At 71.1% G+C, this 17976-nt stretch carries 18 protein-coding genes; 9 read left to right on the top strand and 9 right to left on the bottom strand.

Translation table 11 applies throughout. The features are described 5' to 3' along the window. Positions 1-4: 4 nt before the first annotated feature. Positions 5-193, bottom strand: coding sequence for a hypothetical protein (locus MW290_RS20130; RefSeq protein ID WP_250199462.1), 189 nt, complete (start codon positions 191-193; stop codon positions 5-7). Positions 194-359: 166 nt separating this feature from the next. Between MW290_RS20130 and MW290_RS20125 the strand changes: the two genes are divergently transcribed. After that, on the top strand, positions 360-1046 hold the full coding sequence (locus tag MW290_RS20125) for a DUF502 domain-containing protein (RefSeq protein ID WP_250199461.1): 687 nt from the start codon (positions 360-362) through the stop codon (positions 1044-1046). Here the strand turns inward: MW290_RS20125 and MW290_RS20120 are convergent. Beyond that, the gene (locus tag MW290_RS20120; protein WP_250199460.1) at positions 1034-1759 is read right to left on the bottom strand and encodes a 2OG-Fe dioxygenase family protein; all 726 of its coding nucleotides are present in this window, start codon (positions 1757-1759) and stop codon (positions 1034-1036) included. The two genes, MW290_RS20125 and MW290_RS20120, sit on opposite strands and share 13 nt — an antisense overlap. A gap of 98 nt (positions 1760-1857) precedes the next feature. On the opposite strand from MW290_RS20120, the gene MW290_RS20115 reads away from it, so the two are divergent. The 3 genes from MW290_RS20115 to MW290_RS20105 all read left to right on the top strand — a co-directional run bounded on the left by MW290_RS20115 (position 1858) and on the right by MW290_RS20105 (position 6228). Then, positions 1858-3807: a diguanylate cyclase domain-containing protein gene (locus tag MW290_RS20115; RefSeq protein WP_250199459.1), complete on the top strand. Its 1950-nt coding sequence runs from the start codon at positions 1858-1860 to the stop codon at positions 3805-3807. 104 nt (positions 3808-3911) lie between these two features. Beyond that, on the top strand, positions 3912-5537 hold the full coding sequence (locus tag MW290_RS20110; RefSeq protein ID WP_250199458.1) for a hybrid sensor histidine kinase/response regulator: 1626 nt from the start codon (positions 3912-3914) through the stop codon (positions 5535-5537). Positions 5538-5592: 55 nt separating this feature from the next. Next, entirely contained in the window at positions 5593-6228 is a 636-nt protein-coding gene (locus MW290_RS20105) for an L-threonylcarbamoyladenylate synthase (RefSeq protein ID WP_250199457.1), read from the top strand. Here MW290_RS20105 and MW290_RS20100 read toward each other — a convergent pair. The 5 genes from MW290_RS20100 to MW290_RS20080 form a co-directional block, all read right to left on the bottom strand. Next, complete coding sequence (locus tag MW290_RS20100) at positions 6215-6601, bottom strand: glutaredoxin family protein (RefSeq protein WP_250199456.1); 387 nt, start codon at positions 6599-6601, stop codon at positions 6215-6217. The two genes, MW290_RS20105 and MW290_RS20100, sit on opposite strands and share 14 nt — an antisense overlap. A 13-nt stretch (positions 6602-6614) precedes the next feature. After that, the gene (locus MW290_RS20095) at positions 6615-6962 is read right to left on the bottom strand and encodes a RidA family protein (RefSeq protein WP_250199455.1); all 348 of its coding nucleotides are present in this window, start codon (positions 6960-6962) and stop codon (positions 6615-6617) included. Then, positions 6959-7615, bottom strand: coding sequence for a glycerol-3-phosphate 1-O-acyltransferase PlsY (gene plsY / locus MW290_RS20090; protein WP_250200067.1), 657 nt, complete (start codon positions 7613-7615; stop codon positions 6959-6961). Before plsY ends, MW290_RS20095 begins: the two co-directional genes overlap by 4 nt. A 75-nt stretch (positions 7616-7690) precedes the next feature. Beyond that, entirely contained in the window at positions 7691-8182 is a 492-nt protein-coding gene (gene ybaK, locus MW290_RS20085; RefSeq protein WP_250199454.1) for a Cys-tRNA(Pro) deacylase, read from the bottom strand. Positions 8183-8186: 4 nt separating this feature from the next. Then, positions 8187-9266 carry an aldo/keto reductase gene (locus MW290_RS20080; protein ID WP_250199453.1) on the bottom strand — a complete coding sequence of 360 codons (1080 nt, stop codon included), beginning with the start codon at positions 9264-9266 and terminating at the stop codon, positions 8187-8189. A 168-nt stretch (positions 9267-9434) separates the two neighbouring features. Here MW290_RS20080 and MW290_RS20075 point away from each other — a divergent pair, with 168 nt between their 5' ends. Continuing rightward, complete coding sequence (locus MW290_RS20075; protein WP_250199452.1) at positions 9435-10094, top strand: hypothetical protein; 660 nt, start codon at positions 9435-9437, stop codon at positions 10092-10094. A gap of 28 nt (positions 10095-10122) precedes the next feature. On the opposite strand, the gene MW290_RS20070 is transcribed toward MW290_RS20075, so the two are convergent. After that, entirely contained in the window at positions 10123-11853 is a 1731-nt protein-coding gene (locus MW290_RS20070) for an acetate--CoA ligase (RefSeq protein WP_250199451.1), read from the bottom strand. A gap of 6 nt (positions 11854-11859) precedes the next feature. Continuing rightward, a complete protein-coding gene (locus MW290_RS20065) occupies positions 11860-12372 on the bottom strand; it encodes a GNAT family N-acetyltransferase (RefSeq protein WP_250199450.1) in 513 nt (170 codons plus the stop codon). Between the two features lie 122 nt (positions 12373-12494). On the opposite strand from MW290_RS20065, the gene MW290_RS20060 reads away from it, so the two are divergent. The 4 genes from MW290_RS20060 (at position 12495) to pepN (ending at position 17976) form a co-directional block, all read left to right on the top strand. Further along, positions 12495-13439 (top strand): alpha/beta fold hydrolase, encoded by a 945-nt coding sequence (locus tag MW290_RS20060; protein ID WP_250199449.1) that lies wholly within the window; start codon positions 12495-12497, stop codon positions 13437-13439. Between the two features lie 123 nt (positions 13440-13562). Beyond that, positions 13563-14618, top strand: a complete 1056-nt coding sequence (gene prfB / locus MW290_RS20055; RefSeq protein WP_310740176.1) for a peptide chain release factor 2 — start codon at positions 13563-13565, stop codon at positions 14616-14618. Next, a complete protein-coding gene (locus MW290_RS20050; protein WP_250199448.1) occupies positions 14619-15299 on the top strand; it encodes an HAD family hydrolase in 681 nt (226 codons plus the stop codon). It abuts the gene before it with no gap. Beyond that, positions 15292-17976, top strand: coding sequence for an aminopeptidase N (gene pepN / locus MW290_RS20045; RefSeq protein WP_250199447.1), 2685 nt, complete (start codon positions 15292-15294; stop codon positions 17974-17976). Before MW290_RS20050 ends, pepN begins: the two co-directional genes overlap by 8 nt.

Genomic DNA, 17976 nt, shown 5'->3' with positions numbered 1-17976 from the left:
GGCTTCAGTTGAGCTGAGCCACCGCCGGCGCGGAGGCCTCGGCCGCGGGCAGGCGCTTGCCGACGATGATCACGCGCTGAACCTCGGGCTCGGCCTGCGCCGGCACGCTGGCGCGCGGCGTGGCGGCCAGCCAGGCGGCGGCGGCCACGGCGGCGGTCATCACGAGAACGGTGGCAAGGGTGGTGGTCTTCATGGTGCGGCTCCTGGGCTGATGGAGTCAGTGTCGGCAGCCGCCGCCCGCCCCGCCAGCGGCTTGCGACGAAGCGCCGACCACGGCGCCTGAACTGCAATGCGGCGCGACCGGTGGCGGCGCCTCGCTACGATGCGGCACCCGTTGCTCTGTCCAGGATTGCGTTTTCATGACCGGCCACGCCCGACCCTTGGTACGTGTTTTCGTCACCGGCCTGCTGGCCGCCCTGCCCCTGGCCGCCACGCTGGCCATCCTGGTGTGGGCGGTGCAGCTGCTGCTGCAGTGGGTGGGCCCGGGCAGCCTGGTGGGCAGCCTGTTCGTCGCGCTGGGCCTCAGCCTGGGTGGCAGCGAGGTGCTGGGCTACCTGATCGGCGTGGCCGTGGTGGCCGGCGCCATCTTCGTGCTGGGCGTGCTGGTGGAAACCGGGCTGCAGCGCGGGCTGGCGCGGCTGGTCAACGGCGTGATGCTGCGCATCCCGGTCGTGCGCACGGTGTACGACATGGTGCGCAAGATGGTGGGCCTCTTCGCGCCCGGGCAGGACGACAGCCTGCGCTCGATGAGCCCGGTGTGGTGCCACTTCGGCGGCAAGGGTGGCGCCGCGGCGCTGGCGCTGCTGGGCAGCCCCGAGCCGGTGCTGCTGGAGGGCCGCCGCTACTTGGCGGTGATGGTGCCCACCTCGCCGGTGCCCATCGGCGGCGGGCTGCTGTACGTGCCCGAGGAATGGGTGGTGCGGGCCGACGTGGGCATCGATGCGGTGACCAGCATCTACGTGTCGATGGGCCTCACCTCGGCCCAGCACCTGGGCGTGGCACCGCCGGTGGCCGGCAGCGCCGCGCCGGTGCGTCAGGGGCCCTGAAAGCCGCCTGCGCGCAGCGTGATCACCAGCGTGTCCCGGTGGCCACCGGCGCCATCGGGCTGGATGGGCGTGCTCTCGTGGATCACGCGGCTGTCGTCCAGCAGCAGCGTGGTCCAGGGCTGGGTCATCGTGAAGCGCAGGCCGTGCGGGCCGTCGGCCTCGAACACCCGCGTCTCGCCGCCCTTGATGTGTTCGCGCGCCACCAGGATCACCGCCACCAGGTCCACACCGTCGCGGTGGGCGCCTTCGGGCGTGGGTCGGCCGATGCCGCCTTCGGTATCGATGCGGAAGGGATGGGCCTCGATGTACCAGGGCTGCTCGCCGCGCAACGCGCTGGCGCGCTCAGCCAGCATCACCAGCAGGCGTTGCCACAGCGGGTCATCCACCAGCGCGGGCTCGATCGGTTCGAACCAGCGTTCGATGCCGCCGTGCAGGGCGTTGTACTCCACCGGCTGCCAGTGGGCCCGGTGCGGCACCGGCGTCACCTGGGCGCCTTGCACCACGAAGCAGCCGTGGCGGCGCCGGCGGTAGCGGCCGCCGTCGCGCAGGTGCTGGTCGGGCGGCAGCCGGTTCCAGAAGGCGGACCAGCGGCCCAGGGCCTCGGGCGTGGTGTCCAGGGCGGTGCACAGGCCGGCCGCATCCAGCACGGCATGACCTTGGCGCTTCAGGGCCGCGTCGGCCTGCGCGGGCGGGGTGATCGGGGGCTGCAACATGGTGGCGCCGAGGATAACCGGCGGCGGCTGCGGGCCGGCGCGGCACAATCGGTAACCCCTGTGCCACCCCCTCGATGGTCCGCAAGCCCTGGTTACCGTTGCTTCTGCTCGCGCTGCATGCGTCGCCGCTGCATGCGCAGACGGCGGCCGACCTGGTGGTGCGCAGCCGCCAGGCGATGGGCACGCACCCCGAGACCAGTCGGGCGCTGGCCGAACAGGCGCTGGACCTGCTGGCCCGCCAGCCCGATGCCGACGTGCAGCTGCGCGCCCGCGGCCTGCTGTGCGACTACCTGACCGAACGCGACCTGGCCGCCGCCGAGGCGCAGGCCCGGCAGATGCGCGAGCTGCTGGCCATCAGCCGCCGGCCCGAGGCGGAGGCGGCCGTGCTGCTGTGCCAAGGCGGCATCGAAGAAGCGCGCGGCGCCAGTGCCCGCGCACTGGAGATGCTGGAGCAGGCCGTGTCCCATGCCGGCCGTGCCGCCGACGACGAAGTGATGGCCGACGCCCTGTTCCAGCGCGGCTACCTGCGCGGCGTGCAGGGCGACCTGGCCGCGGGCCTGGCCGACATGCGGCGCGCGATGGCGCTGTACGAGAAGCTGCAGCAGCCCCACCAGGCGCAGAACACGCTCAGCGGCATCGCCATCCTGTTCAACCGCATGGGCGATGCGGCACAGGCGCGGCATTACTTCGAGGCCTCTCTCAAGCTGCAGCGCGAGGCAGGCCGCGTGCGCGAGCAGCTGGTGACGCTGCACAACCTGGGCCGCACGCTCGAGAACATGGGCGAATGGGCGGAGGCGCACAAGGCCTTCGAGGAGGCGCTGCAGCTGGCCCGCCGGCTCGACTATGCGCGTGGCGAGGCCTATGCCCTGCGCGGCCTGGCCAGCGTGCGCAATGCGCGTGGCGCACCGGCCGAAGCACTGGCCCTGCTGGACCTGGCCGCGCCCATGCAGCAGGAAACGCCCGACGCCCGGCTGCAGGCCCAGTCGCTGCTGCAGCGGGGCATCGCACTGCGCCAGCTGCGCCGGCCCGACGAGGCGGCCGACGCGCTGCGGCAGGCCCTGGCCATCTTCGAGCAGGCCGATTCACTGGCCGAGCAGGTGGCCACCCGCGGCGAGCTGGCCGGCCTGCTGCATGAGCAAGGCGACTGGCGGGCCGCCTATGAGCACCAGGCAGCCTGGAAGGCGGCGTCCGACATCCTGCTCAAGCGCCAGCTCGACCAGCGCTACGCCACGCTGAAGATCGAGTTCAACAGCGCCGCCAGGGACCGCGAGAACGAGCTGCTGCTGCGCGACAAGGCCGCCGCCGATGCCGCGCTGGCGCAGGAACGGCGCGTCGGCCAGCTCAAGCTGGTGGTGCTGCTGCTGGCCACCGCGTTGGCGGCGCTGCTGGGGGTGCTGGCCTGGCGCCAGCGCAGCAGCGGGCGCGCGATGCAGGTGCTGGCGATGACCGACGAGCTGACCGCGCTGCCCAACCGCCGCCACCTGCTGGGCCAGCTGGAAGGCCAGCTGCGCGGCGGCGCGGCCCCCGGGGCGCTGCTGATCGTCGACCTCGACCACTTCAAGCGCTTCAACGACCTGCGTGGCCACCTGGTGGGCGACGAGGTGCTGCGCGCCGTGGCCGCGGTGCTGCGGCAGTCGGTGCGATCGGTGGCCTCCGTCGGCCGGCTGGGTGGCGAAGAGTTCGTCGTGCTGCTGCCGCGGGCCGACATCGTGCGCGCCGCCGAGGTGGCGGAAGACCTGCGCCGCCGGGTGCAGGCCATCGACACCACACCCTGGGGCATGGAAGGCAGCCCGATCACCGTCAGCATCGGCCTCACGCTGGCCGAGCCGGGCGACGATGTGAGCACGGTGCTGCGCCGGGCCGACGAGGCGCTGTACGCCGCCAAGGCCGCCGGACGCAACCGCGTGGTGGCACGCACGGGCGCCGCCAGCTCGCAGCAGGCGCAGGAGGCGGAGGCCGCCATCGGCGCTGCGCGCCCGTGCCCGGCGCTGCCCGGCGCGGTGGCGCTGCCGCAGGGCGCGGCAGCCGAGGGCTCCCGCAGCAGCTGAGCCCCGCGTCACGCGCCGCTGCAGGCCCAGCCGATCGATTCTGCAGCCCGAGTCACCGGCATATCAAAGTTGGCATTTGTGCGCACTTTCCCTAGACTGGGCGCGTGGCCATCACCCCGACCCGCGCGGCGCCCCACGGCGCCCCCGAAGCCCGCCCGCTGCCGGACAGCGCAGCGCGTGCCGCGGGCCTGGGCCTGTGCACGCTGCAGCGCCACGGCCGGCGCTGGCGGGTCAGCTGGAATGCGCAGATGCATGCGCTGCAGGCCTGGCCCCAGGGCCACCGGCCGCCGCGCACGCTGGCCGCCTGGCTGCGCAGCGGCGTGCACCGCGACGACTGCCTGCACGTGCGTTCGCAGCTTCGCCGCTGGCTGCGGCACACAGACGCACCGCTGACGCTCGACTTCCGCGCACCGGCCGGCACGGCCCTGGCTGCCCGTTGGCTCTCGCTGCATGTAGAAGCCACCAGCCCGCGAGACTTGCTGGTCGTGCTGCGCGAGCAGGCCGGCGCGCACACCGGTGCCGCGGTGCAGTCGCAGATGCTGGCGCGCATCAGCCATGAGCTGCGCACGCCACTGCACGCCATCCTCGGCGTCACCCAGCTGATGCTGATGGCCGACATGCCGCCCGACCCCGTGCGCCGCCGCCACCAGCTGGAACAGGTGCAGGGTGCCAGCCGCCATCTGCTGGCGCTGATCGACGGGGCCCTCGACCTCTCCACGCCGGAGGCGGGCGCACTGCGCCAGCCGGTGGACCTGCCCGCGGTGGTGGCGCAGGCGGTGGGGCTGCTGCAAACCTCCGCCGCCGCGCAAGGCGTGCGGCTGCAGGTGGGCGCCCAGACCGCGCTGCCGCCAGCCGGCGATGCCACGCGGCTGCGTCAGGCCCTGGTGCATCTGCTGACCAACGGCATCCAGTACAACCGCCACGGCGGCACCGTCACGGTCAGCACCCGCGCCGTGCCGGCCGCTGCCGGCAGCGCCGGCCTGCTGCAGCCCGGGCATGTGGTGCTCTGCGTGGCCGACGACGGCCCTGGCATGTCGGCCGAGCAGCAGGCGCAGCTGTTCCAGCCCTTCAACCGCCTCGGCCGCGAACAGCGGGACAGCCCCGGCACCGGCACCGGGCTGGCCATCGTCAAGGCGCTGGCCGACAGCATGGGCGGCTGGGTGCAGGTGCACAGCCGCCCGGGCCACGGCAGCGTGTTCGAGGTCTGGCTGCAGCAGGCCATGCCGCCGGTGTCGCAGGCCGCCACGCCGCCGGCACCACTGGCCACGCCGGCGCCGCCGGGCCTGCCGCCCAGCGCCAGCGGGCGGCGGCGCCCGCTGCCGCGGCTGGCCGACGACGGCCAGGGCCGTGTGCTGTACGTCGAGGACAACCCGGTCAACGCGATGATCGTGCAGGCCTCGGTGGCGCACCGCCCGGGCATCGAGCTGCAGGTGGCCGAAGACGGCGCCAGCGGCATTCAGCTGGCGCACACGATGCAGCCTCACCTGGTGTTGCTGGACATGCAATTGCCCGACACCGATGGCCATGGGGTGCTGAAGGCCCTGCGCGCCGACCCGCGCACCGCCCACCTGCCCTGCATCGCGCTGTCGGCCAACGTGCTGCCCGAGGACATCCGGGAGGCGCTGGCCGCCGGCTTCATCGACTACTGGACCAAGCCGATCGAGCTGCCGGCCCTGCTGGGCGCGCTCGATGCGCTGTTCGGTGCGCCCGGTGAATCTCGACCTGCCTGACGCGGCGGCGCCACGCCGCCACGCGCAGCGGCCGCGCGCGCCGGACAATCACGCCATGTCGCAGTATTTCGAAGTCCACCCCGAGAACCCCCAGCCCCGGCTGCTGAAGCAGGCCGCGCAGATCCTGCAGCAGGGCGGCGTGGCGGCCATCCCCACCGACAGCAGCTACGCGCTGGTATGCCAGCTCGATGACAAATCGGCGGTCGACCAGCTGCGGCGCATCCGCGAGGTGGACGACAAGCACCACCTGACGCTGCTGTGCCGCGACCTGAGCGAGCTGGCCAGCTATGCGCGGGTGGACAACAAGCAGTACCGGCTGCTGAAGCTGGGCACGCCCGGCCCCTTCACCTTCATCCTGGAAGCCACCAAGGAAGTGCCGCGGCGCGTAAGCCACCCTTCGCGCCGCACCATCGGCCTGCGCGTGCCCGACCACAAGGTGACGCAGGCGCTGCTGGAGGCACACGGCCAGCCGCTGCTGGCCACCACGCTGATTCCGGCCGGCGAAACCGATCCGATGAACGACCCGGAAGACATCCGCCAGCGCTACCAGAAGCTGGTGCAGGCGGTGGTGGACGCGGGCGCCTGCCCGATGGAGCCGACCACGGTGGTCGACCTGACGGACGAGACGGCGCCGCAGCTGGTGCGCCTGGGCCGTGGCGACCCGGCGCGGCTTGGCCTCAACTTCGACTAGAACCCTGAACCGACTGCAGCGCCTCCAACACCCGCTGCGGATCGAAGCCCAGCAGCGCGCGGCCGCCGGCCAGCACCAGCGGCGTGCCGGGCGCCAGGTGCGCTTGGAAGGTGGCCTGGCAGGCGCTGTCCTTCTCGATGAAGCATTCTTCGAACGGCACGCCGTTCTTCTGCAGCCACAGCCGGGCCTGCGTGCAATAAGCGCAGGTGGTAGACGAGATCAGGCGGATGTCGCCGGGCCGCGCCACCGCCGCCAGGTGCTCGGCCGCCCGCTGCTGGGCAGTGGCATGCCACCACTGCGTGCCGCCGCTGATGGCCGCGATCAGCAGCACCAGGCCCAGCAACGAACGGGCGGAGGGGCGGCTGGCGGCCATGGTGATGCAGGGCTTACAGGGCCGCGGTGACGACCACTTCCACCTTCCACTCGGGCTTGGCCAGCGCGGCCTGCACGGTGGCGCGCGGGGGCGCATTGCCCGGGGCCACCCAGGCGTCCCACACGGCGTTGAAGGCGGGGAACTCGGCCAGGTCGGTGACGAACACCTGGGCCATCACGATCTTGGACTTGTCGGTGCCGGCGCGGGCCAGCAGCGCATCGATGGCGGCCAGCACCTGCCGGGCCTGACCGGTCATGTCCTGGGTGGCATCGGCGGGCACCTGGCCGGCCAGCCACACGGTGCCGTTGTGCACCGCCATCTCGCTCAGGCGGGTGCCGACGTCAAAACGTTGAACGCTCATTTCTTCACTCTCTGGTGTTGTTGGGAAGGAGGGGTGGCGGGCTTGCCCGCCTTGCTGCCGATCTTCGATTCGGTGCCGGCCATCAGCTTGCGGATGTTGCCGGCGTGGCGCAGCACCAGCAGCAGGCTCATCACCGCGATGGCCACCGCCATCGGGCCGGCGCCCCAGATCAGCAGCTGGTAGAAAGGTGCGAAGGCCGCGGCCACGATGGCGGCCAGCGACGAGTAGCGGAAAAAGTACGCGATGATCAGCCAGGTGAGCAGCGTGGCCGCGCCCAGCGCCGGGTTCAGTGCCAGCAGCACGCCGGCCGCGGTGGCCACGCCCTTGCCACCCTGGAAGCGGAAGAACACCGGCCACAGGTGACCGATGAAGGCGGCCAGGCCCACCGCGGCGATGGTGCCTTCGCCCCAGCCGAAGCGCGGCGCCAGCAGCAGCGCCACCACCACCGGCACATAGCCCTTGAGCGCATCGAACACCAGCGTCAGCAGCGCGGCCTTCTTGTTGCCCGAGCGCAGCACGTTGGTGGCGCCGGGGTTGCCCGAGCCATAACTGCGCGGGTCGGACAGCCCCATCGCGCGGCTGATGATCACCGCGAACGACAGCGACCCGATGGCATAAGCCACCACCACCGCCAACAGCCACGACCACGCCATCAACGTGCCATTCACCACGCGCTCCACCTCGGTTTTTTGATCAGCCGGGCAGTGTATGCGGCACGGCCAAGTGAGTCAGAGGGCGCACTGCACCGGCTTGGCACCGAGCAGGTCTGTCAGTACCGCCGGCGCGATGCCCACCAGAAACCCGCGCCGACCGCCGTTGATGTAGATGCCCGGCAGCGCCAGCACCGACTGCTCCACGTACACCGGCATGTCCTTGCGGGTGCCGAAGGGCGAGGTGCCGCCCACCAGGTAGCCGCTGTGGCGCTGCGCCACCTCGGGCTTGCAGGGCTCGACGGACTTGGCGCCGATGGCGCGCGCCAGGTTCTTGGTGCTCACCTGGCGGTCGCCATGCATCAGCACGATCAGCGGCTGCGCCTTCTCGTCCTGCATCACCAGCGTCTTGACCACCGCATGCTCGTCCACGCCCAGCTGGCGCGACGATTCACCGGTGCCGCCATGGTCCACATAGTCGTACACATGCTCGGTGAAGGCCACGCCCTGCTGGCGCAGCCACTGCGTGGCCGGCGTCTCGCTGACGTGCTTCTGGTCCTTCCTGGCCATCGCCCTATTGCGCGGGGTCGCGGTGCAGCCAGCGGATGCGGTCGATCTCGGCCAGCACCTCGGCCGACAGCGGCACGTTCCAGGCGTCGATGTCCTCGTCCAGCTGCGCCACCGAGGTGACGCCGATGATGGTGCTGGCCACGCGGTGGCTGCGGTAGCAGAAGGCCAGCGCCAGCTGCGTGGGCGTGTAGCCGTGGTCGCGCGCCAGCTGGTTGTAGAGGCGTGCGGCGGCCAGCGCATCGGGCCGGCCCCAGCGCTGCTTCTTCATTGTCTCGAACATCGCCAGGCGGCCGGGGCGGCTGTCGTCGTCCAGGCCCTTGGCGTCGTACTTGCCGGTCAGCAGGCCGAAGCCCAGCGGCGAATAGGCCAGCAGCGACACCTGCTCGCGGAACAGCGTCTCGTCCAGCGCGTTGTCCACGCTGCGGTTGACCAGCGCATACGGGTTCTGCACCGTGGCCACGCGCGGCAGGCCGTGCTGCTCGGCCAGTCGCACGAACTCGTGCACGCCCCAGGGCGTCTCGTTGCTGAGGCCGATGGCCCGCACCTTGCCGGCCTTGACCAGCTGGCCCAGCGCTTCGAGCTGCTGGTGGATGGGCGTGACCGGCTGCTCGCGCTGCGGGTCGAAGTACACGCTGCCGAAGGACGGCACGTTGCGCGCCGGCCAATGGATCTGGTAGAGGTCGATCACGTCGGTCTGCAGTCGGCGCAGGCTGGCCTCGCAGGCGTCGATGATGTCCTGGCCGGTCAGGTCGCCGCTGGCATTGCGGATCCAGTCGTAGCCGCGGGCCGGACCTGCCACCTTGGTGGCCAGCACCAGGCGCTCACGCAGCCCGGGGCGCGCCGCCAGCCAGCGGCCGATGATGCTTTCGGTGAGGGTGTAGCGGGCGGCCGAAGGCGGCACCGGGTACATCTCGGCGGTGTCGAAGAAGGTGACGCCGCGCTCCACCGCCCGGTCCATGATGGTGTAGGCGGTGGCTTCGTCCACCTGCTCGCCGAAGGTCATGGTGCCCAGGCAGATGCGGGTGGCCTGCAGGTCGGTGCGACCCAGGCGAACGTGGAAGTCGTTGGGGGTGTTGCTGCTCATGCGGGCTAGTTTGCCGCAGCCGGCGCGCGGCTTCAGGCGCGCGGGTATCGGCGGGTGACGTGTCCCGCCCCTGGCGCTGCCGGCGGGCATGCCGGGGCCGCTTACAGTGCGTAGACGCCGTTGCCGCGGGCCGCCCGGTCCGCCACTGCCGTGCTTGCTGCCGCTCGCTTGTTGCTGCCCGTTGCCCGACCGCCGCAGGCCAGCCCGCTGCCCGGCCGGGCGCGGGGCTGGCCGGTGTGGCTGGCGGTGCTGGGGCTGCATGGCCTGCTCTTCATCACTTGGCCCCGCCAGCCTTTGCCGGCCCGCGGCGCACCGCCGGCAGAGCCGGTGACGATGCTCCGGCTGCTGCGGCCTGAAGCTGCCGCTCGCCCTCCGCCGCGCGGACCACAGCCCGCAGGGACGCCCTCACCTCGGGCGGCGCGGCGGGCGCCGCCGACACCTGCCGCCGCGGCGCCGGCCGAGGTGCACACCGAGGTGCCTGCGGCTGCAGCCGCCGTACCGGCCGTGGGCCAGGCCATCACCTTGCCGCCGGCCGAACCGCCCGCCAGCGCGCCGCTGAACCTGCGCCTGCCCGGCCGCGGGCAACTGCCCGCGACCCCCGCGGCCGCCGCGCTGGCCGACCCGCGCGCCAACAGCACGCGGCCGACGCTGGAAGCGCGCCTGGCCCGCAGCCTGGACAACACGGTGACCGAAGAACTGCTGCCCGACGGCAGCGTGCGTATCCGCCGCGGCAACGACTGCTTCATCGCACGGCCCACCCGCGGCTCACAACTCGACCCGTTCAGCGAGCACGCCAAGACGGCGCCCCGCAGCGTCGGCAGTTGTTGACCCGATCAACCATCGGACAACGCAGACGCTAGCCCCGCCGCGCCCGCTCTTCCTCCTGCAGCCGCAGCACCCGCCGCTGCACCTTGCCGGTCACGGTCATCGGCAGGCTGTCGGTGAACTCGATCTCCTTGGGGTACTCGTAGGGCGCCAGCCGGCCGCGCACATGGGCCTGCAGCGCGGCCACCAGCGCTTGCCCCGGTGCATGGCCCGGGGCCAGCACCACGTAGGCCTTGACCACCGCGCCGCGCTCGGCATCGGGCTTGGGCACCACGGCGGCGTTGAGCACGGCCGGGTGCTTGACCAGGCAGTTCTCGATCTCGCTGGGCCCGATGCGGTAGCCCGCAGCCTTGAACACGTCGTCGCTGCGGCCCTGGTACCAGAGGTAGCCGTCCTCGTCCATCACCGCGGTGTCGCCGGTGCGGCACCAGGAATCCAGCGGGTCACCGGTGAACTTGGCGGCGGTGGCCCCTTCGTTGCGCCAGTAGCCCAGGAAGAAGATCGGATCGGGGTCGCCATGCACGTCGCGCCGGTGCAGCGCCACGTCGCCGGGCGTGCCACGCGGGCATTCGCGGCCCTCGTCGTCGATCACCGCGATGCGGTGGCCCGGGTAGGCGCGGCCCATGCTGCCGGGCTTGGCCGGCCAGCCCGGGGCTGTCCGGCCATCGGGCCCCGGCAAACTGCCGCAGTTGCCGACGATGTAGTTCATCTCGGTCTGCCCGAACATCTCGTTCATCGGCACCTGCAGCACGTCGCGGCACCAGGCCATCACCGCATCACCCACGGGCTCGCCGGCGGCCATCACCGCCTGCAGCCGCAGCCTCGGAAAGCGCTGCCGCGGCTCGGGCACCGCCTTCATCATCGCCTTCAGCGCGGTCGGAAACAGAAAGGTGTGCGTGACGCCGTGGCGCTGCATCAGGCCGAAAGCGGTCTCGGGGTCGAAGCGACCGGTGTAGCCCACCAGCGGCCGGCCGAAGTACAGCGTGGGCAGCAGCACGTCGATCAGGCCCCCGGTCCACGCCCAGTCGGCCGGGCTCCACACCACCGGCCCGCCGTCGGCCGCGGCGAAGCCGTTGTAGCTGCAGACGAAACCCGGCAGGTTGCCGATCAGCGCCCGGTGCGGCAGCAGCGCGCCCTTGGGCGGCCCGGTGGTGCCACTGGTGTAGATCAGGATGGCCGCATCGTCGGCCGCGGTGTCCACCGGCACGAAGTGCGCCTCGCTGCCAGCCAGCGCGGCACGCCAGTCGGCATCGCCCTCGCCTTCCGCCTCGCCCACCGCCAGCACCGTGCGCAGCGCCGGGCATTCGGCGCGTGCGCTGCGCAGCGCGGCCATGGCGCTCTCGTCGGCGATGGCCATCACCGCCTCGCTGTCCTGCAGCCGGTAGGCCAGCGCCTCGGGCCCGAACAGCATGGACAGCGGCATCGCCACCGCGCCCAGCTGGTACAGCGCCATGTGCGCCACCACGGTCTCGTAGCGCTGCGGCATCACGATGGCCACCCGGTCGCCGCGCTGCACGCCTTGCGCCACCAGCCAGTGGCTCAGGCGGTTGGCATCGGCCTGCAGCCGCGCGAAGGTGTAGGCGCTGCGCTCGCCGCTGGCGCGCTCATGGTGCACGGCAATGGCCTCGGGCGTGTCACGCGCCCAGCGGCCGCAACACACCTCGGCCAGGTTGAAGCGGGCCGGCACATGCCAGCGGAATTCGGCATGGATCAGGGCATGGCGGTCGGCTGGTGGCGCCGACGGGGCACTGCTGCGCGCCATGGTGCGTCAGGCCGCGCCGGGCGCTGCGGCCTGGCCGGGGCGGCCATAGGCGGCCAGCGCCTCGCCGGTGATGCGGCAGATGCGCCAGTCGGGCATCACGGTGGCGCCCATGCGCTGGTAGAAGCGGATGGCGTTCTCGTTCCAGTCCAGCACGCTCCATTCGAAGCGGCCGTAGCCGCGCTCCGCGGCGATGCCGGCCAGCCGCGTGAGCAAGGCCTTGCCGAGGCCACTGCCGCGGTGCGCCGGTTGTACATACAAGTCTTCCAGGTACAGCCCGGGCCTGGCCAGGAAGGTGGAGAAGTTGGTGAAGTAGAGGGCAAAGGCCACCACCTGGCCCTGCACCTCGCCCACCAGGCATTCGGCCACCGGCCACTCGCCGAACAGGTGGGGCTGCAGGGTCTCGGGCGTCACCTGCACCAGGTGGCTCAGCCGCTCGAAGTCGGCCAGTTCGCGGATCAGGCCCACGATGGCCGGCAGGTCACGCGGCTCGGCCGCGCGCAACAGGGGGTCGTCACTCATGCGGCTGATTCTGTCAGCCGCCGGCGGTGGCCCGGGGCAGCGATTTCCCGGCACGGCCGGGCCGGGTGCGGGCCACACGCAGGTGACAGCCACCGCCGCGGCCGCGCCTTACAGTCGGCCGCATGTCGTCTTCCACGCCGGCGCCGTCTGCAGCGCCCATCGCCCCGCCGTACCAGCCGCGGCGCCCCTCCACCAGCCGCTTCGTCAACGTGCGTGGCCTGCGCTACCACCTGCGCTGCTGGGGCGAGCTGACCGAAGACGGCCCGCCGCCGCTGCTGATGCTGCACGGCTGGATGGACGTCTCGGCTTCCTTCCAGTTCATGGTGGACGCGATGGCCGAGGGCCGCGCGCTGATCGCGCCCGACTGGCGCGGCTTCGGCCTCACCGAGCGCCCGGCGACGGACACCTACTGGTTTGCCGACTACCTGGGCGACCTGGATCGCCTGATCGACGCCGTGCTGCCCGACCGCCGCATCGACCTGCTGGGCCACAGCATGGGCGGCAACGCGGCCATGCTGTACGCCGGCCTGCGGCCCGAGCGCATCCGCAAGCTGGTCAACCTCGAAGGCTTCGGCATGCCGCGCACCCAGCCGGCCGATGCGCCCCGCCGGCTGCTGCAATGGCTGGACGAGCTGCGCACGCCGCCCATGCTGGCCAGCTACGAGACCGCCGACGGCGTGGTGCGCCGGCTGATGAAGAACAACCCGCGGCTGCCGGCCGACAAGGCCGCCTGGCTGGCCGGCCACTGGTCGGCACCGCAGGCCGACGGCCGCTGGCACCTGCAGGCCGATGCGGCCCACAAGGGCGTTTCGCCGGTGCTGCACCAGGTGGAGGAGTCGCTGCTGCTTTGGCAGCGCATCGAGGCGCCGGTGCTGTGGGTGGACGGGGCGCTCACCGACCTGGCCACCTTCTGGGGCAGCCGCTACAGCCGCGAGGAATTCGAGGCCCGGCTGGCCACGCTGCGCGCCCCGGTCACGCGCGCCCGGCTGCCGGCCAGCGGCCACATGCTGCACCACGACGAACCAGAGGCCCTGGCCGCGCAGATCGAGCGTTTTCTGGCCGCATAACGGGCAGATCGCCCCGCCCCGCCGGCGGCGGAGACCCCATGCGAAAATCGCCCTCCTTCACAAGGATGGCAAGCATGGACAACGAAAAGATCAACGAGATCGGCGCCCTTCTGTCGGACCTCTCTGCGCGCACCGACGCGCTACGGGGGTATCTTTGACTACGACCGCAAAGCCCTGAGACTCAACGAGGTCAACGCCGCCCTCGAGAACCCCAACGTCTGGAACGAGCCCAAGCGCGCCCAGGAACTGGGCCGCGAGAAGCGCAACCTCGACGTGGTGGTGGAGACCATCAACCACCTGACGAGCAGCCTGTCGGACAACATCGAGTTGTTCGACATGGCCAAGGCCGAAGCCGACTTCGACAGCCTGGCCGCGATCGAAGAAGACGCCCGCAAGCTGCAGGGCACGGTCGAGCAGCTCGAATTCCGCCGGATGTTCAACAACCCGGCCGACCCCAGCAACTGCTTCATCGACATCCAGGCCGGCGCCGGCGGCACCGAGGCCTGCGACTGGGCCGGCATGCTGCTGCGCCAGTACCTGAAGTACTGCGAGCGCAAGGGCTTCACCGCCACGCTGGAAGACGAAACCCCGGGCGACATCGCCGGCATCAAGAGCGCCACCATCAAGGTCGAGGGCGACTACGCCTTCGGCCACCTGCGCACCGAAACCGGTGTGCACCGCCTGGTGCGCAAGAGCCCGTTCGACTCGGCCGGCGGCCGCCACACCAGCTTCGCCTCGCTGTTCGTCTACCCCGAGGTGGACGACTCGATCGAGATCGAGATCAACCCGTCCGACGTGCGCACCGACACCTTCCGCGCCAGCGGCGCGGGCGGCCAGCACATCAACAAGACCGACTCGGCGGTGCGGCTGACCCACATCCCCACCGGCATCGTGGTGCAGTGCCAGGACGGCCGCAGCCAGCACAGCAACCGCGACGTGGCCTGGAAGCGGCTGCGTTCGCGCCTGTACGACTTCGAGATGCGCAAGCGCCTGGAAGAGCAGCAGAAGCTGGAGGACACCAAGACCGACGTCGGCTGGGGCCACCAGATCCGCAGCTACGTGCTGGACCAGAGCCGCATCAAGGACCTGCGCACCAACGTCGAGATCTCCAACACCCAGAAGGTCCTGGACGGCGACCTCGACGCCTTCATCGAAGCCAGCCTCAAGCAGGGAGTCTGAGTGACCCAAGCATTGCTGTTCGACCTCGATGGCACGCTGATCGACAGCATGCCGCACCACCACAACGCCTGGATCGAGTGGCACCGGCGCCATGGTCATCCGATGGATGAGCCGGGCTTCTTCGCATCCACCGCCGGCCGCGCCAATGCCGAGATCCTGGCCGACCTGCTGCCGCACCTGGATGCGGCCGCGATCGACGCCCTGGCGGAGGAAAAGGAAGCGCTTTACCGCGAATTCGCCCGCCCGTCGCTGCAGCTGATCGGCGGCGCCGCCGAGCTGGCCGCGCTGGCGCGCAATCAGGGCCTGAAGCTGGCGGTGTGCACCGCCTCGGGCCTGCTGAACATGCAGCTGGCCTTCGAGCGCTTCGGCATCGGCGAGTGGATCGACACCGTCACCAGCCCGGCCGACGGCCTGCGCGGCAAGCCGCACCCGGACATCTTCCTGGAAGCCGCGCGCCGCCTGGGCGTGGCGCCCGAGGCCTGCGTGGTGTTCGAGGACGCACCGCTGGGCATCGAGGCGGCCCGCCGCGCCGGCATGCGTGCCGTCGCCCTCACCACCACCATGCCGCGCGAAGCCTTCACCGGCTTCGACAACGTGGTGGCCATCGTGCCCGATCTGCAGCACTTCGACCTCGGCGCCCTGTCGCCGTCGCGCCCCACCGGAGAAGCACACCATGCGTGAAGGACCCGCCCTCACCATCCGCCGCGCGGACTACACCGAGCCGGCCTACTGGATCCGCAACGTCGAGCTCACCTTCGACCTCGACCCCGCCAAGACCATCGTCAGCAGCCGGCTGGTGATCGAGCGCAACCTGTCGCTGCCGCCGCAGCCGCTGAAGCTGCACGGCGAGGACATCACCCTGCTGCGCGTGCAGGCCAATGGCGAGAGCGTCAGCTTCCGCCAGGAGCCCGGCCTGCTGGTGATCGACAACCCGCCCGGCGACAACTTCACGCTGGACATCCGCAACACCTGCTGCCCGGACAAGAACACCCAGCTGTCGGGCCTGTTCTCGTCCGACAGCGGCCTGTTCACCCAGTGCGAGGCCGAAGGCTTCCGCCGCATCACCTACTTCCTGGACCGGCCCGACGTGATGGCCGTCTACACCGTGCTGCTGCGCGCCGACAAGAAGCGCTACCCGGTGCTGCTGTCCAACGGCAACCTGCTGGAAGAAGGCGAGCTGGAAGGCGGCCGCCACTACGCCAAGTGGCACGACCCGTTCCGCAAGCCCAGCTACCTGTTCGCCGTGGTGGCCGCCGACCTGGTGGCCCGTGAGCAGCAGATCCGCACCCGCTCGGGCCGCGACCACCTGCTGCAGGTGTACGTGCGCCGCGGCGACCTGGACAAGACCGAGCATGCGATGAACTCGCTGATCGCCTCGGTGGTGTGGGACGAGGCCCGCTTCAAGCTGCCGCTGGACCTGGAACGCTTCATGATCGTCGCCGTCGGCGACTTCAACATGGGCGCGATGGAGAACAAGGGCCTGAACATCTTCAACACGAAGTTCGTTCTGGCCAGCCCGGCCACCGCCACCGACGTGGACTTCGCCGGCGTCGAAAGCGTGGTCGGCCACGAGTACTTCCACAACTGGACGGGCAACCGCATCACCTGCCGCGACTGGTTCCAGCTGAGCCTGAAGGAAGGCCTGACCGTCTTCCGCGACCAGGAGTTCAGCATGGACATGGCCGGCGGACCCAGCGCCAAGGCCGTCAAGCGCATCGAAGACGTGCGCGGCCTGCGCCAGGTGCAGTTCCCGGAAGATGCCGGCCCGATGGCCCACCCGGTGCGCCCCGACGAGTACCAGGCCATCAACAACTTCTACACCGCCACGGTGTACGAGAAGGGCGCCGAAGTCGTGCGCATGATGCAGACGCTGGTGGGCCGCGAAGGCTTTGAGCGTGGCATGACGCTGTACTTCCAGCGTCATGACGGCTTTGCCGTCACCTGCGACGACTTCGCCCAGGCCATCGCCGACGCCAACCCCGGCAGCATGCTCAGCGTGCGGCTGGACAAGTTCAAGAACTGGTACGCCCAGGCCGGCACGCCGCAGCTCAAGGCCCGCGGCCACTACAACGCCGAGCAGCGCAGCTACACGCTGACGCTGGCGCAGACCAGCCAGCCCAGCCCCGGCCAGGCGCACAAGCTGCCCTACGTGATCCCGGTGCAGATGGGCCTGCTGGGCCCTGACGGCCAGGCCCTGCCGGTGCAGCTGGAAGGCGAGTACCCCAGCAGCGCCACCGAGCGCGTGCTGGTGCTGGACGAGCCCAGCCTCAGCCTCACCTTCGTCAACATCGACGTGCCGCCGGTGCCTTCGCTGCTGCGCGGCTTCTCGGCGCCGGTGCGGCTGGACGACGGCCTGTCGAACGACGAGCTGCTGATCCTGCTCAAGCACGACAGCGACCCTTTCAACCGCTGGGAAGCCGGCCAGCGCCTGGTGCTGTCCGCCATGATGGCGGCCACCCGGTCCGACGCGCCGCCGGTGCTGGACGCCGCCATCGTCGAGGCGCTGCGCAGCGTGCTGCGCGACGAGACGCTGGACGCCGCCTTCAAGGAACTGGTGCTCACGCTGCCCAACGAGCGCTACGTGGCCGAGCAGTTCGAGGTCTCCGATCCGCAGCGCATCCACGTGGTGCACGAAGCCATGCGCGACCAGCTGGCCGCCGAGCTGCATGCCGACTGGCTGTGGGCCTGGGACAACCACCAGGTCAACGAAGGCTACCGCCCCGATGCACAGCAGAGCGGCTACCGCGCGCTGGCCAACCGGGCGCTGGCGATGCTGGTGCGCCATGCGGTGGCCACCGGCGACGAGGTGTGGCAGGGCAAGGCCTATGGCCGCTTCAAGACCGCCGGCAACATGACGGAGCGCCTGGGCGCGCTGCAAGCGCTGGTGGAAGCCCATGCCGCGCTGGCGGAGCCGGCGCTGGCGCGCTTTTACGAGATGTTCAAGGGCGAGGCGCTGGTCATCGACAAGTGGTTCGCGCTGCAAGCTGGTGCACCCGAGCCCATCGGCCCCAACGCGGGGCGTGTGTTCGAGCGCATCCAGGCGCTGATGAAGCACCCGGACTTCTCGCTGAAGAACCCGAACCGGGCGCGCAGCCTCATCTTCACGCTGATGTCGGCCAATCCGGCCGCCTTCCACCGTGCCGATGCGGCCGGCTACGCCTTGTGGGAGTCGCTGGTGACCGACATCGACGCCGCCAACCCGCAACTGGCGTCACGCCTGGCACGGATGATGGAACGCTGGCGTCGCCTGGCCGAGCCGTGGCAGAGCGCCGCCCGCGACGCCCTGGCCCGCGTGGCAGCCCAACCCAACCTGAGCGACGACACCCGCGAAGTCGTGTCGCGCGCACTTGAAAGCTAA

The organism is Aquincola tertiaricarbonis (assembly GCF_023573145.1).
Taxonomy (GTDB): Bacteria; Pseudomonadota; Gammaproteobacteria; order Burkholderiales; family Burkholderiaceae_C; genus Aquincola; species Aquincola tertiaricarbonis_B.
This window is presented reverse-complemented; position numbering and strand designations above follow the sequence as displayed.